At 60.4% G+C, this 20,375-nt stretch carries 13 protein-coding genes and 1 pseudogene; 2 read left to right on the top strand and 12 right to left on the bottom strand.

What is annotated here, in order from left to right; translation table 11 throughout:
- From ACIO0C_RS26920 to ACIO0C_RS26875, 10 genes and pseudogenes are all read right to left on the bottom strand, one after another.
- Positions 1 to 369: pseudogene (locus ACIO0C_RS26920) on the bottom strand (glutamate synthase small subunit); the annotation flags it as partial.
- A gap of 32 nt (positions 370 to 401) precedes the next feature.
- The gene (gene gltB / locus ACIO0C_RS26915; protein ID WP_401316778.1) at positions 402 to 4,847 is read right to left on the bottom strand and encodes a glutamate synthase large subunit; all 4,446 of its coding nucleotides are present in this window, start codon (positions 4,845 to 4,847) and stop codon (positions 402 to 404) included.
- Between the two features lie 350 nt (positions 4,848 to 5,197).
- Positions 5,198 to 6,781 (bottom strand): AAA family ATPase, encoded by a 1,584-nt coding sequence (locus ACIO0C_RS26910; protein WP_401316776.1) that lies wholly within the window; start codon positions 6,779 to 6,781, stop codon positions 5,198 to 5,200.
- A 10-nt stretch (positions 6,782 to 6,791) separates the two neighbouring features.
- The gene (gene aroB, locus ACIO0C_RS26905) at positions 6,792 to 7,892 is read right to left on the bottom strand and encodes a 3-dehydroquinate synthase (protein WP_401316773.1); all 1,101 of its coding nucleotides are present in this window, start codon (positions 7,890 to 7,892) and stop codon (positions 6,792 to 6,794) included.
- Positions 7,893 to 8,043: 151 nt separating this feature from the next.
- Positions 8,044 to 8,562 (bottom strand): shikimate kinase AroK, encoded by a 519-nt coding sequence (gene aroK, locus ACIO0C_RS26900; RefSeq protein WP_032831512.1) that lies wholly within the window; start codon positions 8,560 to 8,562, stop codon positions 8,044 to 8,046.
- Positions 8,563 to 8,566: 4 nt separating this feature from the next.
- Positions 8,567 to 10,612 (bottom strand): type IV pilus secretin PilQ, encoded by a 2,046-nt coding sequence (gene pilQ / locus ACIO0C_RS26895; protein WP_401316770.1) that lies wholly within the window; start codon positions 10,610 to 10,612, stop codon positions 8,567 to 8,569.
- A gap of 13 nt (positions 10,613 to 10,625) precedes the next feature.
- Positions 10,626 to 11,150, bottom strand: coding sequence for a pilus assembly protein PilP (locus ACIO0C_RS26890; RefSeq protein WP_401316767.1), 525 nt, complete (start codon positions 11,148 to 11,150; stop codon positions 10,626 to 10,628).
- On the bottom strand, positions 11,150 to 11,770 hold the full coding sequence (gene pilO / locus ACIO0C_RS26885; protein WP_401316764.1) for a type 4a pilus biogenesis protein PilO: 621 nt from the start codon (positions 11,768 to 11,770) through the stop codon (positions 11,150 to 11,152). The genes ACIO0C_RS26890 and pilO overlap by 1 nt, the downstream gene beginning before the upstream one ends.
- Positions 11,767 to 12,333 carry a PilN domain-containing protein gene (locus tag ACIO0C_RS26880; protein ID WP_401316762.1) on the bottom strand — a complete coding sequence of 189 codons (567 nt, stop codon included), beginning with the start codon at positions 12,331 to 12,333 and terminating at the stop codon, positions 11,767 to 11,769. The genes pilO and ACIO0C_RS26880 overlap by 4 nt, the downstream gene beginning before the upstream one ends.
- Positions 12,333 to 13,394, bottom strand: coding sequence for a pilus assembly protein PilM (locus ACIO0C_RS26875; RefSeq protein ID WP_401316760.1), 1,062 nt, complete (start codon positions 13,392 to 13,394; stop codon positions 12,333 to 12,335). Before ACIO0C_RS26875 ends, ACIO0C_RS26880 begins: the two co-directional genes overlap by 1 nt.
- A 213-nt stretch (positions 13,395 to 13,607) precedes the next feature.
- On the opposite strand from ACIO0C_RS26875, the gene ACIO0C_RS26870 reads away from it, so the two are divergent.
- A complete protein-coding gene (locus ACIO0C_RS26870; RefSeq protein ID WP_401316758.1) occupies positions 13,608 to 16,049 on the top strand; it encodes a penicillin-binding protein 1A in 2,442 nt (813 codons plus the stop codon).
- 142 nt (positions 16,050 to 16,191) lie between these two features.
- Here ACIO0C_RS26870 and ACIO0C_RS26865 read toward each other — a convergent pair whose 3' ends face one another.
- Both ACIO0C_RS26865 and rpmE read right to left on the bottom strand, forming a co-directional pair.
- The gene (locus ACIO0C_RS26865) at positions 16,192 to 17,460 is read right to left on the bottom strand and encodes a malic enzyme-like NAD(P)-binding protein (RefSeq protein WP_401316755.1); all 1,269 of its coding nucleotides are present in this window, start codon (positions 17,458 to 17,460) and stop codon (positions 16,192 to 16,194) included.
- A 286-nt stretch (positions 17,461 to 17,746) separates the two neighbouring features.
- Complete coding sequence (rpmE, locus tag ACIO0C_RS26860) at positions 17,747 to 17,965, bottom strand: 50S ribosomal protein L31 (RefSeq protein ID WP_008047849.1); 219 nt, start codon at positions 17,963 to 17,965, stop codon at positions 17,747 to 17,749.
- A 176-nt stretch (positions 17,966 to 18,141) separates the two neighbouring features.
- Here rpmE and ACIO0C_RS26855 point away from each other — a divergent pair, with 176 nt between their 5' ends.
- Positions 18,142 to 20,361 carry a primosomal protein N' gene (locus tag ACIO0C_RS26855; RefSeq protein WP_401316752.1) on the top strand — a complete coding sequence of 740 codons (2,220 nt, stop codon included), beginning with the start codon at positions 18,142 to 18,144 and terminating at the stop codon, positions 20,359 to 20,361.
- The last annotated feature ends 14 nt before the right edge of the window (positions 20,362 to 20,375 follow it).

Raw genomic sequence — 20,375 nt, 5'->3', positions numbered from 1 at the left:
ACCGATGGTCGCCGCGCCGAAGCCGTCGTTCAGGGTGCAGGCACCCTCGCACAGACGGTCCTGCGGGCACACCCGGCCGCAGACTTCCGGCAGGGTGTTGGTCTGGTGCGACAGCTCGGCGGCGGCGAGGATGTTGCCCTCGGCCACCAGTTTCAGCCAGTTGGGAATGAAGTTGTGCACCGGGCACTTCCATTCGCAATACGGGTTGCCGCAACCCAGGCAGCGGTGGGCCTGGTCGGCCGACTGCTGGGGTTTGAACGGTTCGTAGATTTCCACGAACTCTTTCTTGCGTTGACGCAACAGTTTCTTCTTCGGATCCTTGCGCCCGACCTCGATGAACTGGAAGTCATTATTCAGACGTTCAGCCATTTTAAAACCTCATCAAACTCTTCAGGCGCATATCACTGCGGGTTGGCACGGGTGCTGGAAAGCAACGACTTCAGGGAGGCAGCCTTGGGCTTGACCAACCAGAAACGGCGCACGTAATCGTCGAGGTTCTCGGCGAGTTCACGACCCCACTCGCTGTCCGTTTCCTCGACGTACTCGTTCAGCACGCGTTGCAAATGGCTACGGTAGGCTTCCATCGCCTCGCCGCTGATCCGCTGGATTTCCACCAGTTCGTGGTTGACCCGGTCAACGAAGGTGTTGTCCTGGTCGAGCACGTAGGCGAAACCGCCGGTCATGCCAGAGCCGAAGTTGTAACCGGTCTTGCCCAAGACGCAGACGAAACCACCGGTCATGTACTCGCAGCAGTGATCGCCAGTGCCTTCCACGACGGTGTGGGCACCGGAGTTACGCACGGCGAAACGCTCACCCGCAGTACCGGCGGCGAACAACTTGCCGCCAGTGGCGCCGTACAGGCAGGTGTTGCCGATGATGGCACTGTCCTGGGTCTTGTAGATGCTGCCTTTTGGCGGAACGATCACCAGCTTGCCGCCGGTCATGCCCTTGCCGACGTAGTCGTTGGCGTCGCCTTCCAGGTACATGTTCAGGCCGCCGGCGTTCCACACACCGAAGCTCTGACCAGCCGTGCCCTTGAAGCGGAAGGTGATTGGCGCATTGGCCATGCCCTGGTTGCCGTGCTTACGGGCGATATCGCCGGAGATCCGCGCGCCGATGGAGCGGTCGCAGTTGCAGATATCCAGCTCGAACTCCGCGCCGCTCTTGTCGTTGATCGCCGAGGTGGCCATGTCGACCATTTTTTCTGCCAGCAGGCCCTTGTCGAACGGCGGGTTACGCTCTACACCGCAGAACTGTGGCTTGTCCGCTGGCACGTGATCGCTGCCCAGCAACGGAGTCAGGTCGAGATGATGCTGTTTGGCGGTCTGGCCTTCGAGCACTTCCAGCAGATCGGTACGACCAATCAGCTCTTCGAGGGAGCGCACGCCCAGCTTGGCCAGCCACTCACGGGTCTCGATGGCGACGTAGGTGAAGAAGTTCACCACCATGTCGACGGTGCCGATGTAGTGATCCTTGCGCAACTTCTCGTTCTGGGTCGCGACACCGGTGGCGCAATTGTTCAGGTGGCAGATACGCAGGTATTTGCAACCCAGGGCGATCATTGGCGCGGTGCCGAAGCCGAAGCTTTCAGCGCCGAGGATGGCCGCCTTGATCACGTCGAGGCCGGTCTTCAGGCCGCCGTCGGTCTGCACCCGGACCTTGCCGCGCAGGTCGTTGCCGCGCAGGGTCTGGTGAGTTTCGGCCAGGCCGAGTTCCCACGGAGCGCCCGCGTATTTGATCGAGGTCAGCGGCGATGCACCGGTACCGCCGTCGTAGCCGGAGATGGTGATCAGGTCGGCATAGGCCTTGGCCACACCAGCGGCGATAGTACCTACACCCGCTTCTGCGACCAGCTTCACCGAGACCAGCGCCTTCGGGTTGACTTGCTTGAGGTCGAAAATCAGCTGCGACAAGTCTTCGATCGAATAGATGTCGTGGTGCGGCGGTGGCGAAATCAGGGTCACGCCTGGCACTGCGTAACGCAGCTTGGCGATCAGGCCGTTAACCTTGCCCCCTGGCAGTTGACCACCTTCGCCCGGCTTGGCGCCTTGGGCAACCTTGATCTGCAGCACCTCGGCGTTGACCAGGTATTCCGGGGTCACACCAAAACGGCCGGTAGCAACCTGCTTGATTTTCGAGCTCTTGATGGTGCCGTAGCGCGCCGGGTCTTCGCCGCCTTCGCCGGAGTTGGAGCGCGCACCGAGGCGGTTCATGGCTTCGGCCAGGGCTTCGTGAGCTTCCGGCGACAGGGCGCCCAGGGAGATACCGGCGGAGTCGAAGCGCTTGAGCACCGATTCCAGCGGTTCGATTTCGCTGATGTCCAGCGGCGTGTCGAGGGTTTTCACCTTCAGCAGGTCACGGATCATCGACACCGGGCGGTTGTCCACCAGCGAGGTGTATTCCTTGAACTTGCTGTAGTCGCCCTGCTGCACAGCGGCCTGCAGGGTGTTGACCACGTCCGGGTTGTACGCGTGATATTCGCCACCGTGGACGAACTTCAGCAGACCGCCTTGCTGGATCGGCTTGCGCGGACTCCAGGCTTCGGTGGCCAGGGCTTTCTGCTCGGCTTCGATGTCGACGAAACGCGCGCCCTTGATACGGCTTGGCACGCCCTTGAAGCTCAGGTTGCAAACTTCCTCGGACAGGCCGATCGCTTCGAACAATTGTGCTCCGCGATAGGAGGTGATGGTCGAGATACCCATCTTCGACAGGATCTTGAGCAGGCCTTTGGTGATGCCCTTACGGTAGTTCTTGAACACCTCGTAGAGGTCGCCCAGCACTTCACCGGTACGGATCAGGTCGCCCAGCACTTCATAGGCCAGGAACGGATAAACGGCAGAGGCACCGAAACCGATCAACACGGCGAAGTGATGTGGATCGCGAGCAGTCGCGGTTTCCACCAGGATGTTGGAGTCGCAACGCAGGCCTTTCTCGGTCAGGCGGTGGTGTACCGCGCCGGTAGCCAGGGACGCGTGGATCGGCAACTTGCCCGGGGCAATGTGACGGTCACTCAGGACGATCTGCGTACGACCGGCGCGCACAGCTTCTTCAGCCTGATCGGCAACGTTACGGATCGCCGCTTCCAGGCCGATGCTTTCGTCGTAGTTGAGGTCGATTTTCTGGCGTTCGAAGCCCGGACGATCGAGGTTCATCAGCGAGCGCCACTTGGCCGGGGAAATGACCGGCGAGCTGAGAATCACGCGCGACGCGTGTTCCGGCGACTCCTGGAAGATGTTGCGCTCGGCACCGAGGCAGATTTCCAGCGACATGACGATGGCTTCGCGCAGCGGGTCGATCGGCGGGTTGGTCACCTGCGCGAACTGCTGGCGGAAATAGTCGTACGGCGTGCGCACGCGCTGGGACAGCACGGCCATCGGCGTATCGTCGCCCATCGAGCCCACGGCTTCGTAGCCTTGTTCGCCGAGCGGACGCAGCACCTGGTCGCGCTCTTCGAACGTGACTTGGTACATCTTCATGTATTGCTTGAGCTGATCGACGTCGTAGAAGGCCGAACCGTGATCGTTGTCTTCCATGGTCGCCTGGATGCGCAGGGCATTCTTGCGCAGCCATTGCTTGTACGGATGACGGGACTTGAGGCGGTTATCGATGGCATCGGTGTCGAGGATCTGACCGGTCTCGGTGTCCACTGCAAAGATCTGGCCCGGGCCAACGCGGCCCTTGGCGATCACGTCTTCAGGCTGGTAGTTCCAGACACCGATTTCGGACGCCAGGGTGATGAAACCGTTCTTGGTGGTCACCCAACGCGCCGGACGCAGACCGTTACGATCGAGCAGGCACACCGCGTAGCGACCGTCGGTCATTACCACGCCGGCCGGGCCGTCCCACGGTTCCATGTGCATCGAGTTGTATTCGTAGAACGCACGCAGGTCCGGGTCCATGGTCTCGACGTTCTGCCACGCAGGCGGAATGATCATCCGCACGCCACGGAACAGGTCGATGCCACCGGTGACCATCAGCTCGAGCATGTTGTCCATGCTCGAGGAGTCGGAACCAACGCGGTTGACCAGTGGGCCGAGCTCTTCCAGATCCATCAGATCGTTGGTGAACTTGGTCCGACGAGCCACGGCCCAGTTGCGGTTGCCGGTGATGGTATTGATCTCGCCGTTGTGCGCCAGGAAGCGGAACGGTTGGGCCAGCGGCCATTTCGGCAGGGTGTTGGTGGAGAAGCGCTGGTGGAACACGCAAATCGAGGTTTGCAGGCGCTCATCGCTCAGGTCCGAATAGAAGGCGGTCAGGTCCGCCGGCATCATCAGGCCTTTATAGATAATGGTCTTGTGCGAAAAGCTGCAGACATAGTGGTCGGTATCGGCGGCGTTGGACACCGATGAGCGACGACGGGAAGTGAACAGCTTGACGGCCATGTCCTGGTCGCTCAGGCCTTCGCCACCGATGAACACCTGCTCGATCTGTGGCAGGCGCTCAAGGGCCAGGCGGCCGAGGACGCTGGTGTCGATCGGCACTTTGCGCCAGCCGACCAACTGCAGGCCGGCAGCCACGATCTCGCGGTTCATGTTCTCGCGAGCGGCTTCGGCTTTGACCGGATCCTGGTTGAAGAAAACCATGCCCACAGCGTATTGCTTGGGCAATTCGACGCCGAAAGTTTCCTGGGCGATGGCTCGCAGGAACACGTCCGGCTTTTGAATCAGCAGACCGCAACCGTCACCGGTCTTGCCGTCAGCATTAATCCCACCGCGGTGGGTCATACAGGTCAGGGCCTCGATGGCCGTTTGCAAAAGGGTATGACTGGGCTCGCCCTGCATATGGGCAATCAGGCCGAAACCGCAGTTATCCTTGAATTCATCTGGTTGGTACAGACCTGCTTTCATAGACACTTTCTCACCAGGCTGCCTCTTATCGAGGCAAATTTCTTTTCAATTCAACCACTTACCATCCGCGCCGAACGTACGCCAGCTTTGCGGGGGCAAAAGGGAGGTCATTGTACACACCGACACTTGGCCTCACAAATTTGGCGACGAAATGTCGCAAATCTATGTCGCATTTGTGAAAGGTTTAAAGCGATCTGCTGTGCTAGTCAAAACTTTTTTTAATTTTGACCGCTACGACTCAAAGACTACTATGACGCAGACACCACAAGGCACGCAGCCTGGAAGGTTGCGCGCACTTGTAGAAATTTTGAGGTGCTTGGAGAGGCGGCCTGGGTAAGGCCGCCGAATCTTCAGCGAGTTGTTGCCAGTTCCTGTTGGACGCTGGCGACAGTGCGAGGCCAAGGTTTACCAGCCTGAACCTTCGCTGGCAAGGCCTTGATGGCGGAAACGGCTGCATCACGATTGGCGAAGTTGCCGTAGGTGATGACGTAGAGCGGCTTGCCATTGAGGACTTTCTTGAAATAACGGTACTCGCCGCCCTGCTCCTTGACGAAGTTTTGCGCGGCCGTTTCGGAGCTGGTGCCGAGGATCTGCACCACGTAGTTACCTGGTGCCTGACCTGCGTACCAGGTACCACCGGCAGCCTTGGCGACGGTCGCAGGCTTCTCGGCCGGCTTGGCGGCAACGGCGGCCGGCTTGGCTGGCGCCGGGGCCGGAGCCGGCTTGGCAACCGGAGCAGGCGCTGGCTTGGCGGTAGCGACCTGGGTCGATGCAGGCGTCGGCTTGGCTGCTGGCGTTGGTGCAGGACCGGCTGGAACGCCGGCTGGCGGTGCAATGGTGGTCACGGTCGGCGGCGTTGCACTGGAACCCTCGACCGGCACGCCGTCATCGCCCTCGGTAATGCCTCCCGCCGCTTCAGCCAACGGTTCCCGCATGACCGGTTGCGAATTACCGACCAACGGCAATGGCGTGGGCTGGCTGTTGCCGGCGAATTCAACGGCCGGTGCACCGCCTTGCGAACCCTGGCCGAGCGGTAGTTGCGCCTGTTCGTTGGCAGGCGCACCCGTGGTCGGTGCCTTGCTGCGACCGGGCATCAACCAGGCGGCGGCTACCGCGACCACAACGACGGCGGAAATCGCCAATACGTGTTTCTTCGGCATATTGAACCCCATACTTGGACGCTTCACCGCTGAGCGGCTGGCAATCATGGCTTCGATCATCGCATCGCGGGCAACCTGATTGATGTTGCCAGGCCAACCCTCGGAGCTTTCGTGAATATCAGAGATCTGATTTGCGGTGAAAAGTTCGATACCCCGGCCGGCGCCTTCGAGCCGCTGCTCCAGGTATTCACGCGTTTCCTCTTCGGTGTAAGGCTGCAGCTCGATGACGTGGAAGCGTTCTTCCTCGAGTTGCAAAGCCTCGAGCTGAGCGATCATCGACGACTCGCCGAACAGGAACACATGCGGACGGCCTTCCGGCGCACCCGCGCCCAGGGCCATCAGGGCTTCAAGCGCGGACTCGTCGAGCTGCTCGGCATCGTCGACCAGCAGATAGACTTCCTGCCCCGTAAGGGCAAGTTGCACCACCTGTTTCAGGATTGCACCGACCTCGGCCTGGGCAACGTCCAGTGCCTGGGCAACCTGGCGCAACACACCAGCCGAATCACCCGCACCACGGGCGGAAACCACCACGCTCTGCACGGTCTGCTTGTTGGTACTGGCTACCAGGGCCTGACGCAGCAGGGTTTTGCCACTGCCGTGCGGACCTGTGACCACCAACAGCAACTGGCTGTACCGCGCCAGATGGTGCAACTGCCCCAGCACCGGCTTGCGCTGGGCAGGGAAAAACTTGAAGCCAGGGACCCGTGGAGCAAAAGGGTCATGATTCAACTGGTAGTGGCCGAGGAAAGCCTCGTCGGCATGCAAACTAGTCATCGCGCTCTTATTAACCTTTAAGCTGAGCCAGGGCGCGGTAATCCGCTCCCAGCGTGGCCTGTAGAACCTCTTTCGGATAATCGTCGGTCACTACCGCTTCGCCCATGTGGCGCAGCAGCACCAGGCGCAAACGACCGTCGATCACTTTCTTGTCAATTGCCATGTGCTCGAGGAAATCGGCTGGCGTCATCTCTTCAGGCGGAACAACCGGCAGGCCGGCGCGCTGGAACAGGCGAATGCCGCGGTCGCGCTCCTGTTCGCTGATCCAGCCCAGGCGCGCGGACATTTCCAGAGCCATTACAGTGCCAGCAGCGACCGCTTCACCATGCAGCCAGACACCATAGCCCATATGGGTCTCGATGGCGTGACCGAAGGTATGGCCCAGGTTAAGCGTTGCCCGTACACCGGTTTCCTTCTCGTCGGCGCCGACCACGGCCGCCTTGGCCGCACAGGAGCGCTCGATGGCATAAGTCAGGGCTTGCTGATCCAGATTGCGCAGGCGGTCGACGTTGTCTTCGAGCCAGGTCAGGAACGGCTCATCGCAGATCAGCCCGTACTTGATGACTTCGGCCAGGCCGGCGGACAGCTCGCGGGCCGGCAGGGTGTTGAGGGAAGCGGTGTCAATCAGCACGACGTTCGGCTGATAGAAGGCGCCGACCATGTTCTTGCCCAGCGGATGGTTGATCCCGGTCTTGCCACCCACCGAAGAGTCGACCTGCGACAGCAGCGTGGTCGGAACCTGGATGAAATCCACACCGCGCTGGTAGCAGGCAGCCGCAAAACCGGCCATGTCGCCAATCACGCCGCCGCCCAGGGCAATCACCGTGGTGCGCCGATCGTGCCGCGCGGTCAGCAGACCGTCGAAAATCAGCTGTAGGGTTTCCCAGGTCTTGAAGGCCTCGCCGTCAGGCAGCACCACGGAAATCACCGAGAACTGCGCAAGGCTGCGGGTCAGGCGTTCGAGATAGAGCGGCGCGACGGTTTCATTGGAAATGATCGCCACTTGCCGTCCGCGAATATGCGGGGCCAGCAGCTCAGGCTGGTCCAACAAACCTTCGCCAATATGAATCGGGTAGCTGCGCTCGCCTAGATCGACCTTGAGTGTCTGCATGTGTCCCCACAGTGAAGATGGAATCAGGCAACCTGCCTTGAGTTAACGAATGTCTACGGCCACCGCTGGTGTTACGCCGTTCGTCGGCCGTTCGCCACAACCTGGAGCGGTCATGGCAAGACGCCGAGGATAGCGCATTTCGAGCGACGCTTTAACGGGGCGGCAATTGCTGCAAACGCTCCAGGATATCGAGCACGACCATCCGCGGCGGTCGCTCATCGGTTTCCACCACCAGATCGGCGATTTCCCGATAAAGGGGGTCGCGGATCGCCAGCAGATCCCGGAGGGTCTTGGCCGGATCGGCTGTGCGCAACAATGGCCGATTGCGGTCGCGGGACGTGCGGCCGACCTGTTGCTCGACGGAGGCATGCAGATAGACCACCCGTCCGCCGGCGCGCAGCGCCCGACGATTGGCTTCGCGCATGACCGCGCCACCGCCTGTCGCCAGCACCACGCCGTCGTAATCGCACAGCTCGGCAATCATTGCCTGCTCGCGCTCACGAAAGCCTGGTTCGCCTTCCTTGTCGAAGATCCATGGGATATTCGCGCCCGTGCGTAATTCAATTTCCTTATCGGAATCTTTGAATGGCAAGCGCAGCTCTTTGGCCAGCAAACGGCCGATGGTGCTTTTTCCAGCCCCCATCGGTCCTACAAGTATCAAATTTCGCACAGAATCAACGACTCACAGCAATCGCCTGGTTATTCATGATACGCGGTGTGAGAAACACCAACAGCTCGGATTTTTTCTCCGAAACCACGTCACGCCGGAAAAGGCGGCCAAGATACGGCACATCGCCAAGAAATGGCACCTTATCTACGACCTTGCTCTGAGTATTTGAGAAAACCCCGCCAATGACGATGGTCTCGCCATCGTTGACCAGGACCTTGGCATTGACCTCGTTTTTCTTGATCGGTGGTACATCCTGGACCTTGTTCAGGTAGTCCGGCTCGTCCTTGGTGACCTTGACCTCCATGATGATCCGGTTGTCCGGCGTGATCTGCGGCGTTACCTCCAGCGACAGCGAAGCCTCTTTGAAAGAGACCGAAGTAGCGCCGCTGGAGCTGGCTTCCTGATAGGGAATCTCGGTGCCCTTGAGGATCTTCGCGGTTTCCTTGTCGGAGGTGACCACCTTGGGTTGCGAGACGATTTCGCCATTACCGGTCTTTTCCATGGCCGACAATTCAAGGTCCAGCAAGACGTTGTCCGTGATGAAGGCGATGCCGATGCCCGACGTGTTGTTGGCGACCCCCAGGTCGACGAACGGCGAGCTGCCGCCGTCGCTGGTGCCGTTACCGACTCCCGAGGCATTCCAGTTGCCTTTGTTCTGAATCGAGCCCCCCCAGCGCACGCCGAGGCTCTTGTCGTAATCGACGTTGGCTTCGACGATACGCGCCTCGATCATCACCTGACGCACCGGAATATCCAGTTGCGCAACGATTCGCCGCAGTTCGTCGAGCCGGTCCTGGGTCTGGTAGGCAATGATGTTGTTGGTGCGCTCATCAACGGTGATCGAGCCCCGCTCGTCGGCTTTCACCTCGGCATTGGTCACCGACTGGAACAGTTTGGCGATATCGGTCGCCTTGGCGTAATTGACCTGCAACAGTTCTCGACGAAGTGGCGCCAGGTCGGCAATCTGCTTCTGTGACTCCAGCTCTTGGCGTTCACGGGCAGCGATTTCGTCGGCCGGGGCGACGAGCAGCACATTGCCCACCTTGCGTTTGTCCAGGCCCTTGGTTTTCAACACAAGGTCTAGCGCCTGGTCCCAGGGTACATTTTGCAGGCGCAGGGTAATGCCTCCCTGCACCGTGTCGCTGGCGACCAGATTCAGGTTGGTGAAATCGGCGATCAGCTGCAGCACCGAGCGCACGTCGATGTCCTGGAAATTAAGCGAGAGCTTTTCACCGCTGTAGGCATATTGATCGGCGTTGCGCTTTTGCAGGTCATCGACCGTCATCGGACGAACGCTGACGGTCAGCTTGTTGTCGGTCTGGTAGGTCGAATAGTCGAAGGCACCGCTGGGTTCGATTGTGATGGTCGCTTTGTCTCCCGAGGCACTGGCATTGACGAATTGCACCGGCGTGGCGAAATCCTTCACATCCAGGCGCACACGCAATGGCTCGGGCAATCGGGTCCTGGCGAAGCCGAGAATGATCTTGCCTTCGCGCTCCTGAATATCTGGCGCAATGGACGGATCCGACAAGTCGATAACGACATTGCCTTCCCCTTGGGTACCTCGCTGGAAATCCACCGCACGAATCGCCTTGCCTGCCGGTGCAACCGCGCGCGCCGGAGCCGGGGCCGGAACAACAGCGGTAGCCGCTCTCGGTGCCGGGCTTTTGCCACCCTGCCCGACGACCACAAACAGGTTATTGCCTTCGACGCGAAAGTCGTAGGGGCTCAACCGGGTCAGATTGATGATCAGCCGCGCACGATCCTTGGCCTCCACCACGGTCGCGCTGCGGGCATTGCCACTGCCCAGGTCGCGGGTCTTGCTCGCCAGCTGACTGACAACACCGGGCAGGTCCAGTGCAATCCTGGCGGGAGAGTCCGTCGTGTAGCCACGGGGCGTCGGAGGTGGCTCGTCGAACACCAGCTTCAACTCGACGCGGTCCCCGGGCAGCGCGGCAACATCCAGCGCCTTGAGGTTGACCGCTTGTACCATCGGCGACAGCAACGCTATCCATAGCGATACTCCGAGGGCGGAGAGAATCCTGTTCATTGTTCGAGTTCCACTATGAATGCTCTTTCAAAGGAAGGGTCCGCGGCCGCTCCAGCCAGGCACCTTCGCCATCGGGAACGATTTCGACCACTTCGACTTGCGAGCCACTGATGGCGACTATCCGGCCGTCGTTACGCCCCAGGTAATCACCGACTTTCAGCCGATGCACCCCACCGGCGCCGCGTAGCAACGCAAAGGAGCCTGCCGCATTGGAGATCGTGCCGACCATTTCAAACTGCTCGATATTGAAACCCTCGAGGTACTGCTTGACCCGATTGGGGTCAGGCTTGACGTTGCGCGAACCTTGTTGGCGCGCCAGATCGACTTTGACCTGCGGGGAAAACGGGCTGCGCAAGTTGGCGGCGTTGTAGGTGAATGTCGGGTAAGACCGAAATGTCGGCGTTGGTTCAATCTTGCCCGGCGCCCGCAGGCGCATTTCGTTCATGTAGGCGTCCAGGTCGCTGAAATCATCGCCACCACCACAGCCTGCCAATACGGCAATCAATACCACTATCGAACTACCACGAAGCGAGCTCATCAATGCAGCCCCTTGTCGTTGTAGCGGTAAGTCTTGGCCAGTATGCTCATGCGCAATTTCGGTCCGCCGTCGGGATTGACCGGTGCCAGGTCGAAATCATGCAGGGTGACAATACGCGGCAACCCGGCCACGCCACTGACAAAAGTGGCCAGGTCGTGATAGGCGCCGGTAACCTTGATCTGGATCGGCAGTTCGATGTAGAACGGCTGGGCGACCTCCGGTAACAGCTTGATCTCCTCGAACTCCAGGCCGCTGCCCAGCCCCGTTCGCGTGATGTCTTCCAGCAGACCGGGGACTTCGGTGTCGCTGGGCAGTTGCCGTAGCAGCACGCCGAACGAATTCTCCATCGCCTTCATCTGCTGGGTGTAGAGCTCCAGGTTCGCCGCCATGTGGGATTTGCTGGCAAATTGCTCCTTGAGGGTCAACTCCTCCTCGCGCTTGAGTTCAAGCTGATTCTCAAGCTCACTCGTGGAAAAGTTGTAGCCGATCGACAGCACCAAAATCGCGACCACAATGCCCATCAGGACTTTGATCGCAGGCGGCCAAGACCCCATGTTGCTGGTGTCCAGATCGTTGATGTCGATCCTGCGCACCCCTTCGAACCATTCGGACGGACTCATTCGCCACCCTCCACGGTCGCAGCCTGGCTCTGACGAACGGTCAACTGAAAAACGTTGGCCTGGTCCAGTTGACCCGCGGTCGTCGCCTTGACTTCGGTCAGGCTGGGCGCATCGAACCAGTCGGACGCATCCAGGTTTCGCATCAGGTCTGAAACACGGTTGTTCGATTGCGCCGCACCGGTGATGGACAAGGTCTTGCCCGCCATTTTGACTTCGGTGAAATAAACCTCATCGGGCAAGGTCCGCGCCAGCTGATCAAAAATTCGCCCGCTGTTCGGGCGATTGCCCTGCAGGTCCTGGATGATGCGCATGCGCTCGACCAATTGTTGACGACGCGCCTTGAGATCGCTGATCTGCTTGATCCGTTCGTCGACCACGGCGATCTGTTTGCCGATGTAGTCGTTACGCGCAATCTGCCGCTCGATAGCGCTGCTGATGACCTGGTTGGCGGCGAACAATGCACCTGCCGACCCCACCAGTACGCCCGCCAGCACCAGTAGAAAGCGCTTGCGCCGCTCTTCACGCCGCTCTTCGCGCCAAGGTAATAGATTGATCCGCGCCATCAGTCGAAACTCCTGAGGGCCAGCCCGCAGGCAATCATCAACGCCGGCGCATCGCTGGCCAGGGCCGCGGCGTTTACCCTGCTGCCCAACGTCATGTCGCAAAACGGATTGACCACCTGCGTGGGCGTATCCAATTGTTGCTCGATCATCCGGTCCAGACCGGGGACTGACGCGGTACCGCCCGCCAGCAGAATATGGTCGACCGCGTTGTGTTGGCCCGAAGCGAAGAAGAACTGCAATGAGCGCGACACTTGCTGCACCAGCGCCTCTCGAAATGGCTGCAACACTTCGCTGACATAATCATCCGGCAAACCGCCCTGCTTCTTCGCCAGGCCTGCCTGCTCAGCGGTCAGGCCATATCGGCGCCCAATTTCCTCCGTGAGCTGGCGGCCACCGAACAATTGCTCGCGGGTGTAGATGATCCGCCCGTCATGCAGCACGCTCAGGGTGGTCATCGTGGCCCCGATATCGACCACTGCCACCAGACGCCCTTGAGCCCCACCCTGCTGACTCTCGAGCAAACCGAAAGAACGCTCCAGGGCATGGGCTTCGACGTCGACCACGCGCGCAGTCAAGCCCGCCAACGCCAGGGCGGCCCCACGGACCTCGACGTTTTCCTTGCGACAGGCGGCGAGCAGCACATTGACCCGACCAGGATTGCGCGCTGACGCACCCTGGACTTCGAAATCGATGGCGACCTCGTCCAACGGATAAGGGATGTACTGGTCGGCCTCGATCTTGAGCAGGTCTTCCATCTCGTCGTCGGTAAGGCCGGCATCCATCTCGATGGTCTTGGTGATCACCGCCGAACCCGCCACGGCCACCGCCGCGCTCTTTAGGTTGGTCCGGGCCTTGACCAGCACACGCGACAGTGCCTGGGCCACGCCATCGGGCTCGGCGATATTTTTCTCGACGACCGCACTGAGGGGCAATGGCTCGACCGCGTAGGCCTCGACCTTATAGCCATTGCCCTGGCGGCTCAGCTCCAGCAGCTTCACCGAAGTGGAGCTGATATCGATCCCCAGAAGCGACCTGGCTTTTTTATTGAAGAGTCCTAGCACTACCAATTCCCTATGACTTTCCGTGAGTTACGGACTCCATAACGGGTGTTGCGTTCAATCCACCCGTCTTGACAGCTAGCGCAAATAACGCCTTGGACGGAAAAATGCTTATAATGCCCAGCGTTTTTTCCGCTTTTTTCTCAAGCGCGGGTCGTTCTCCTTAGCCTGAACCCTGATGCCAAATTCATTTTTTGCCCTGGATGTCCAAAAGCCTTGATTCGTCTGCTGAAATTTTTCGGTTGGTCCATCGTCGCCGTATTCTGCGGACTGCTTCTGGGTCTGAGTGGGGCGTTTCTTTACCTTAGCCCCGGTTTGCCGTCCGTTGAGGCTCTGAGAAGCATCCAGTTGCAGATTCCTTTGCGGGTGTACAGCAGCGACAACAAGTTGATCGCAGAGTTTGGCGAAATGCGCCGTACACCGATCCGTTTCGCCGACATTCCCCCCAATTTCATTAATGCGTTACTAAGTGCTGAAGACGACAACTTCGCCAACCACTACGGCGTCGATCCCAGCAGCCTGATGCGCGCCGCCACTCAACTGGTCAAAAGCGGCCATATCCAGTCCGGCGGCAGCACCATCACCATGCAGGTGGCGAAGAACTTCTTCCTGACCAGCGAACGCAGTTTCTCGCGCAAAACCACAGAAATCCTCCTGGCCCTGCAGATCGAACGGCAACTGACCAAAGACGAAATCCTTGAGCTGTACGTCAACAAGATTTACCTGGGCAACCGCGCCTACGGCATCGAGGCAGCGGCGCAGGTGTATTACGGCAAGTCGATTCGCGACATCAGCCTGGCGCAGATGGCGATGATCGCCGGCCTGCCCAAAGCGCCTTCGCGATTCAACCCGCTGGCCAACCCGGCCCGCAGCAAGGAGCGTCGCGACTGGATCCTGGGGCGCATGTACAAGCTGGGCAAAATCAGCGAAGCCGACTACACCACTGCCGTCAACGAGCCGCTGAACGCCAGCTATCACGTGCCGACTCCAGAAGTGAACGCGCCCTACATCGCCGAGATGGCCCGCGCCGAAATGGTTGGCCGCTATGGCAGCGATGCGTACACCGAAGGTTTCCGCGTCACCACCACGGTGCCGAGCAACCTTCAGGAAATGGCCAACACCGCCCTCCACGAAGGCTTGATGACCTATGACCAGCGTCACGGCTATCGGGGCCCCGAGTCCCGTCTGCCGGGCAAGACGCGCGAGGCTTGGGCGACCGAGCTGACCAAGCAACGCACCATCAGCAGCCTTGAACCGGCCATCGTCACCCAGGTCGACAAGAGCGGCCTGCAGGTGCTGACCCGCACCGGCAGCGAACACGTTAGCTGGGACACCATGAAATGGGCTCGCCCATTCCTGAACACCAACAGCATGGGCCCAAACCCCAAGCAGCCTTCGGATGTGGCCCAGGTCGGCGATCTGATTCGCGTGCAACGCCAGGCGGACAATTCGCTGAAATTCAGCCAGATCCCGCAGGCTCAGGGCGCACTGGTCTCCCTTGATCCGCAAAACGGCGCCATCCGCGCGCTGGTCGGCGGTTTCGCCTTTGAGCAAAGCAACTACAACCGCGCCCTTCAGGCCAAGCGCCAGCCGGGTTCGAGCTTCAAGCCTTTCGTCTACAGTGCCGCACTGGATAACGGCTACACCGCGTCCAGCCTGGTGAACGACGCACCGATCGTGTTTGTCGACGAATACCTGGACAAGGTCTGGCGCCCGAAAAACGACACCAACACCTTCCTCGGCCCGATCCGCCTGCGTGAAGCGCTCTACAAGTCACGCAACCTGGTTTCGATTCGCCTGCTGCAAGCGATGGGCGTTGGCAAGACTATCGACTACATCACCCGCTTTGGCTTTAACAAGCAGGATCTGCCACCCAACCTGTCCCTGGCCCTGGGTACCGCAACCCTGACACCGATGGAAATTGCCACGGGTTGGAGTACCTTTGCCAACGGTGGCTACAAGATCACCCCGTACATCATCGACAAGATCGAAAGCCGCAATGGCGACACACTGTTCGTTGCCAACCCACCCAGCGTGCCAAAAGGCGCTGTCGCGACCGACGGTATCGCCGCACCCGCCGCCGAAGCCTTTACGGTCAATGCAACACCTGGCCAGGTACCGGGCGCGCAAGCAGCCCCGCAAACGCCTGCCGTGGCTGAACGCATTGTCGATGGGCGTACGACCTACATCCTCAACAGCATGCTGGAGGACGTGATCAAGCTCGGTACCGGCCGTCGCGCGCTGGCCTTGGGCCGCGGCGATATTGCCGGCAAGACCGGTACCACCAACGAATCCAAGGACGCCTGGTTCTCCGGTTACAACGCCGATTACGTCACCACCGTCTGGACAGGCTTCGACCAGCCCGAAAGCCTGGGTCGCAAGGAGTTTGGCGGCACCGTCGCCCTGCCCATCTGGATGAACTTCATGGGTGCCGCGCTCAAAGGCCTGCCGCCTCACACCCAGCCAGAGCCGGAAGGCATCCTGAGCCTGCGGGTAGATCCGATCAGCGGCCGTGCAGCCACTCCAGGCACGCCAGGGGCCTATTTCGAACTGTTCAAGGTCGAAGATACGCCGCCAACGGGCAATGAGCTGGGCAACGGCAATGCCCCAGGCAGCCCGCTACCGGCGGATGAGGCGGCGCCGATCGATTTGTTCTAGGGAAGCAGCTGCAAGTTTCAAGCTGCAAGCCACAAGCATAATTCGTGGCATGCCCCTGCTTTTAACTTGCAGCTTGTAGCTTGCCGCTTTGAGCCCATAAAAAAACCCAGCACTTGGCTGGGTTTTTTATGGGCGACTGCTCTTAACCGTTGAACACGTCACCCACGCTTTTGAGCGGGTAGTTCTTCGGATACGGCAGGGTTGCCACGCCGGTCTCGATCGCAGCCTTGGCCACGGCATCGGAGATCACGGTGATCAGGCGGGCGTCCATTGGTTTCGGAATGATGTACTCACGACCGAATTCCAGCTTGATACCGCCGTAGGCGTCGCATACTTCCTGAGGCACTGGCAGCTTGGCCAGTTCGCGCAAGGCGTTGGCCGCAGCCACTTTCATTTCTTCGTTGATGCGCTTGGCGCGAACGTCCAGGGCACCACGGAAGATGAACGGGAAGCCCAGAACGTTGTTGACCTGGTTCGGGTAGTCCGAACGGCCGGTGGCCATGATCACGTCGTCACGGGTGGCGTGGGCCAGCTCCGGGGAGATTTCCGGATCCGGGTTCGAGCAAGCGAACACGATCGGATTCGGCGCCATCGACAGCAGCCCTTCAGCGCTCAGCAGGTTCGGGCCGGACAAGCCGACGAACACGTCAGCACCTTGCAGGGCGTCTGCCAGGGTGCGCTTGTCGGTCGCGTGAGCGAAGACGGCCTTGTACTGGTTCAGGTCGTCACGGCCGGAGTGGATCACACCGGTACGGTCAACCATGTAGATGTTTTCGATGTTGGCACCCATGCTCACCAGCAGTTTCATGCAAGAGATGGCAGCAGCACCGGCACCCAGGCACACGATCTTGGCTTGCGGCAGGGTTTTGCCAGCGATTTCCAGGGCATTGATCATGCCGGCCGCGGTCACGATTGCGGTGCCGTGCTGGTCGTCGTGGAATACCGGGATGTCGCACTGCTCGATCAGGGCACGTTCGATCTCAAAGCACTCAGGTGCCTTGATGTCTTCCAGGTTGATGCCACCGAAGGTGATGGAGATGCGCTTGACGGTGTCGATGAAGGCTTGCGGGCTTTCGGAGTCGACTTCGATGTCGAAAACGTCGATGCCGGCGAAGCGCTTGAACAGCACGCCTTTACCTTCCATCACTGGCTTGGAGGCCAATGGGCCAAGATTACCCAGGCCGAGAATCGCGGTGCCATCGGAAATAACTGCAACCAGGTTGCCTTTGCCGGTGTATTTGTAGGCCAGCTCAGGATCGCGGGCGATCTCGCGTACTGGTTCAGCTACGCCGGGGCTGTAGGCCAGCGACAGGTCGCGGGCGGTAGCGGTGGCCTTGGTGAGCTCGACACTCAGCTTCCCTGGACGAGGATTGGCGTGATATTCGAGAGCGGCAGTTTTCAGATCAGACATTTTGGCATTCCGCTTTTACTGTTGGACAGACTGGTCAGCGAGGATACGCGCCTGACAAAATCCCCACAAGACTGACCGGTCACCCCTGTCAAGCGCCCCACCCTACGACTTTGGCCCAAGAGCCGCGGAACACAAGGGATAGACTGTTCACAATTCAAGCAAAAAATGTCTACAATTATTTGAAAATGGCCATTGCAGCCAAATCACAGGCACAAAAAAGGCGTCCCGGGGGACGCCTTTTTCATCAGCATGGAAAAACTGTAGCGCTTTCCCAGGATGATCGGCCTTAGGCCTTTTTCGCACCGAAAGCACCGAAACGGTCTGCGAAGCGCTGAACGCGGCCGCCAGTGTCCAGAGTCTTCTGCTTACCGGTGTAGAACGGGTGGCATTCGTTGCAAACGTCGATCGCCAGGGCTTTGCCGAAGGTCGAACGGGTTTCGAACTTGTTGCCGCAGCTGCAGGTAACAGCAACTGCTGGGTATTCTGGATGGATATCAGCTTTCATGGTGTCTTCCTCGGGCTAGCGTGCCGCCACCCAACACTATTGTTGAATACCGCACGTAATTAGGCCGCGGATTCTACCAGACAATGCCAATCACGCAAGCTGTCCCTCAAACCGGTCGTCTGCTAGGCTCCCGGCCCTGATTCTTCCTTTGTACCCGCCTATCGAGATCCCCCCGCGTGCCCGACGCCATTCTGCGCCTCGCCCTGCCTTCGCCCCTGCGCCGCCTGTTCGACTACCGGGCACCGGCCGGCGTGCTGCGTGCACAGTTGCACCCTGGCATGCGTTTGCGAGTGCCGTTCGGCCGGCGGGAGATGATCGGGATCCTGGTGGAGGTCACCGACACCAGCGAAGTGCCGGCAGAAAAACTCAAACCCGCCCTCGCCCTGCTTGACGCTACACCGCCGCTGCCTCAAACGCTGTTCAAGTTGTGCCTGTGGACCTCCCAGTACTACCAACACAGTCTCGGCGACACCTTGAGCTGGGCACTGCCGGTGCTGCTGCGCCAGGGCGAACTGGCCGAGGCGCGCCAGGAGCGCTTCTGGTCCGCCGCGCCGGGCGCCAGCCTCGATGACCCGCGTATCGCCCGCGCCCCGCGCCAGCGCGAAGCCCTGGCAACGCTGGCCCAGCACCCCCACGGCGTCGCCCATCAGTTGTTGAGCAAGCTGATGTTAAGCAAGGACAGCCTCGATCTGTTGCTGGCCAAAGACCTGGTCCAGGTCGAAATTCGCAGGCACGCCCCCGGAGCCCGACACGAACACTGGCTGGCCCAACCAGAGCTGCCACTCAACTCGGAGCAGCGGGCCGCGTATGAAGCCATTCGCGCAGGATTCGACCGCTACCACGCGTTCCTGCTCGCCGGCGTTACCGGCAGCGGCAAGACCGAAGTCTATTTGCAGTTGATTCGCGAAACCCTGGAGGCCGGCAAGCAAGCGCTGGTGCTGATCCCGGAAATCAACCTCGGCCCACAGACCCTGGCGCGCTTCGAGCAACGGTTCAACGCGCGTATCGCGCTGATTCACTCGGCGGTCAATGATCGCGAACGTCTCGAGGCCTGGCTCGCCGCCCGCGATGGTGAAGCCGACATCATTATCGGCACCCGCTCGGCGCTGTTCACGCCGATGAAGAATCCGGGGCTGATCATCATCGACGAAGAACACGATGGTTCCTATAAACAGCAGGAAGGCTTGCGCTATCACGCCCGCGATCTGGCGCTGGTCAGGGCACGCCAGGAAAACATCCCGATTGTCCTGGGGTCTGCCACGCCCTCACTGGAAAGCCTGCACAACGCCTACACCGGTCGGTATGGCCTGCTGCGGCTGAACGAGCGTGCCGGCGGCGCCAAGCAACCGCGCTTCCTACGACTGGACGTAAAAAGCCGTCCACTGGACAGCGGTATTTCCGGCCCCATGCAACAAGCCATTGGCCAGACCCTCGCTGCCGGCCAGCAGGTGCTGGTGTTCCTCAACCGCCGCGGTTTTGCCCCAACCCTGCTGTGCCATGACTGCGGCTGGATGTCCGAGTGCCAACGCTGCGATGCGCGCATGACGGTGCACCAGCGCTACGGCGAACTGCGTTGCCATCATTGCGGCTATGTCGAACGCGTACCGCGCCAGTGCCCCAAGTGCAACAAGGTCGACCTGCGCCCCGTGGGGGCCGGCACCGAACGGGCCGAGGAACGCCTGGGAATCCTGTTCCCGGACTATCCGGTACTGCGAGTCGACCGCGACAGCACGTCGCGCAAGGACGCAATGAACCAGTTGTTCGCGACCATCCAGAAAGGCCAGCCATGCATCCTGGTGGGCACGCAGATGCTCGCCAAAGGGCACCACTTCCCGCGCGTGACCCTGGTATCGATCCTGGATGCCGATGGCGGGCTGTTCTCCGGTGACTTCCGCGCCAGCGAGCGCATGGCGCAACTGATTGTCCAGGTCGCGGGTCGAGCGGGTCGGGCGGAAGAGCCTGGCAAAGTGATCATCCAGACGCACCTGGCCGACCATCCGCTGCTGGTGCAGTTGACCGAGCAGGGTTACTTCGCCTTTGCCGAACAGGCCTTGAGCGAACGTCGCGCGGCGGGGCTGCCGCCGTTTGCGCACTTGGCGTTGCTGCGGGCCGAGGCGCACAAGCCCGGACAAGCCGAGGGGTTTCTTGATGAGGCCTGCAGCGAAGCCGAGCGCTTGCTGGCCGAACAGAATCTGACCGGAATTGAACTGCTGGGACCGGTTCCAGCACCGATGGAGCGTCGGGCCGGGCGTTATCGGGCGCAGTTGTTGTTGCAGGCTACGGCACGGGCGCCGCTGCATCGGTTGCTTGCCAGTTGGTTGCTGGTGCTGGAGCAGATGCCGAGCGGGCGGGCGGTACGTTGGTCTTTGGATGTTGATCCGGTGGATCTGTATTAAAAGATCTTTGCCTC

Origin of the sequence: Pseudomonas sp. NPDC087336 (assembly GCF_044744285.1) — a bacterium.
Classification (GTDB): domain Bacteria; phylum Pseudomonadota; class Gammaproteobacteria; order Pseudomonadales; family Pseudomonadaceae; genus Aquipseudomonas.
The sequence above is the reverse complement of the archived record's forward strand: the minus strand, read 5'-3'. Positions and strand labels throughout refer to the sequence as shown.

What these genes read in the sequence shown, in the direction of transcription:
- gltB (WP_401316778.1), bottom strand. Translation starts at nt 4,847, where the DNA reads ATGAAAGCAGGTCTGTACCAACCAGATGAATTCAAGGATAACTGCGGT.
- ACIO0C_RS26910 (WP_401316776.1), bottom strand. Translation starts at nt 6,781, where the DNA reads ATGACTAGTTTGCATGCCGACGAGGCTTTCCTCGGCCACTACCAGTTG.
- aroB (WP_401316773.1), bottom strand. Translation starts at nt 7,892, where the DNA reads ATGCAGACACTCAAGGTCGATCTAGGCGAGCGCAGCTACCCGATTCAT.
- pilQ (WP_401316770.1), bottom strand. Translation starts at nt 10,612, where the DNA reads ATGAACAGGATTCTCTCCGCCCTCGGAGTATCGCTATGGATAGCGTTG.
- ACIO0C_RS26890 (WP_401316767.1), bottom strand. Translation starts at nt 11,150, where the DNA reads ATGAGCTCGCTTCGTGGTAGTTCGATAGTGGTATTGATTGCCGTATTG.
- pilO (WP_401316764.1), bottom strand. Translation starts at nt 11,770, where the DNA reads ATGAGTCCGTCCGAATGGTTCGAAGGGGTGCGCAGGATCGACATCAAC.
- ACIO0C_RS26880 (WP_401316762.1), bottom strand. Translation starts at nt 12,333, where the DNA reads ATGGCGCGGATCAATCTATTACCTTGGCGCGAAGAGCGGCGTGAAGAG.
- ACIO0C_RS26865 (WP_401316755.1), bottom strand. Translation starts at nt 17,460, where the DNA reads ATGTCTGATCTGAAAACTGCCGCTCTCGAATATCACGCCAATCCTCGT.
- rpmE (WP_008047849.1), bottom strand. Translation starts at nt 17,965, where the DNA reads ATGAAAGCTGATATCCATCCAGAATACCCAGCAGTTGCTGTTACCTGC.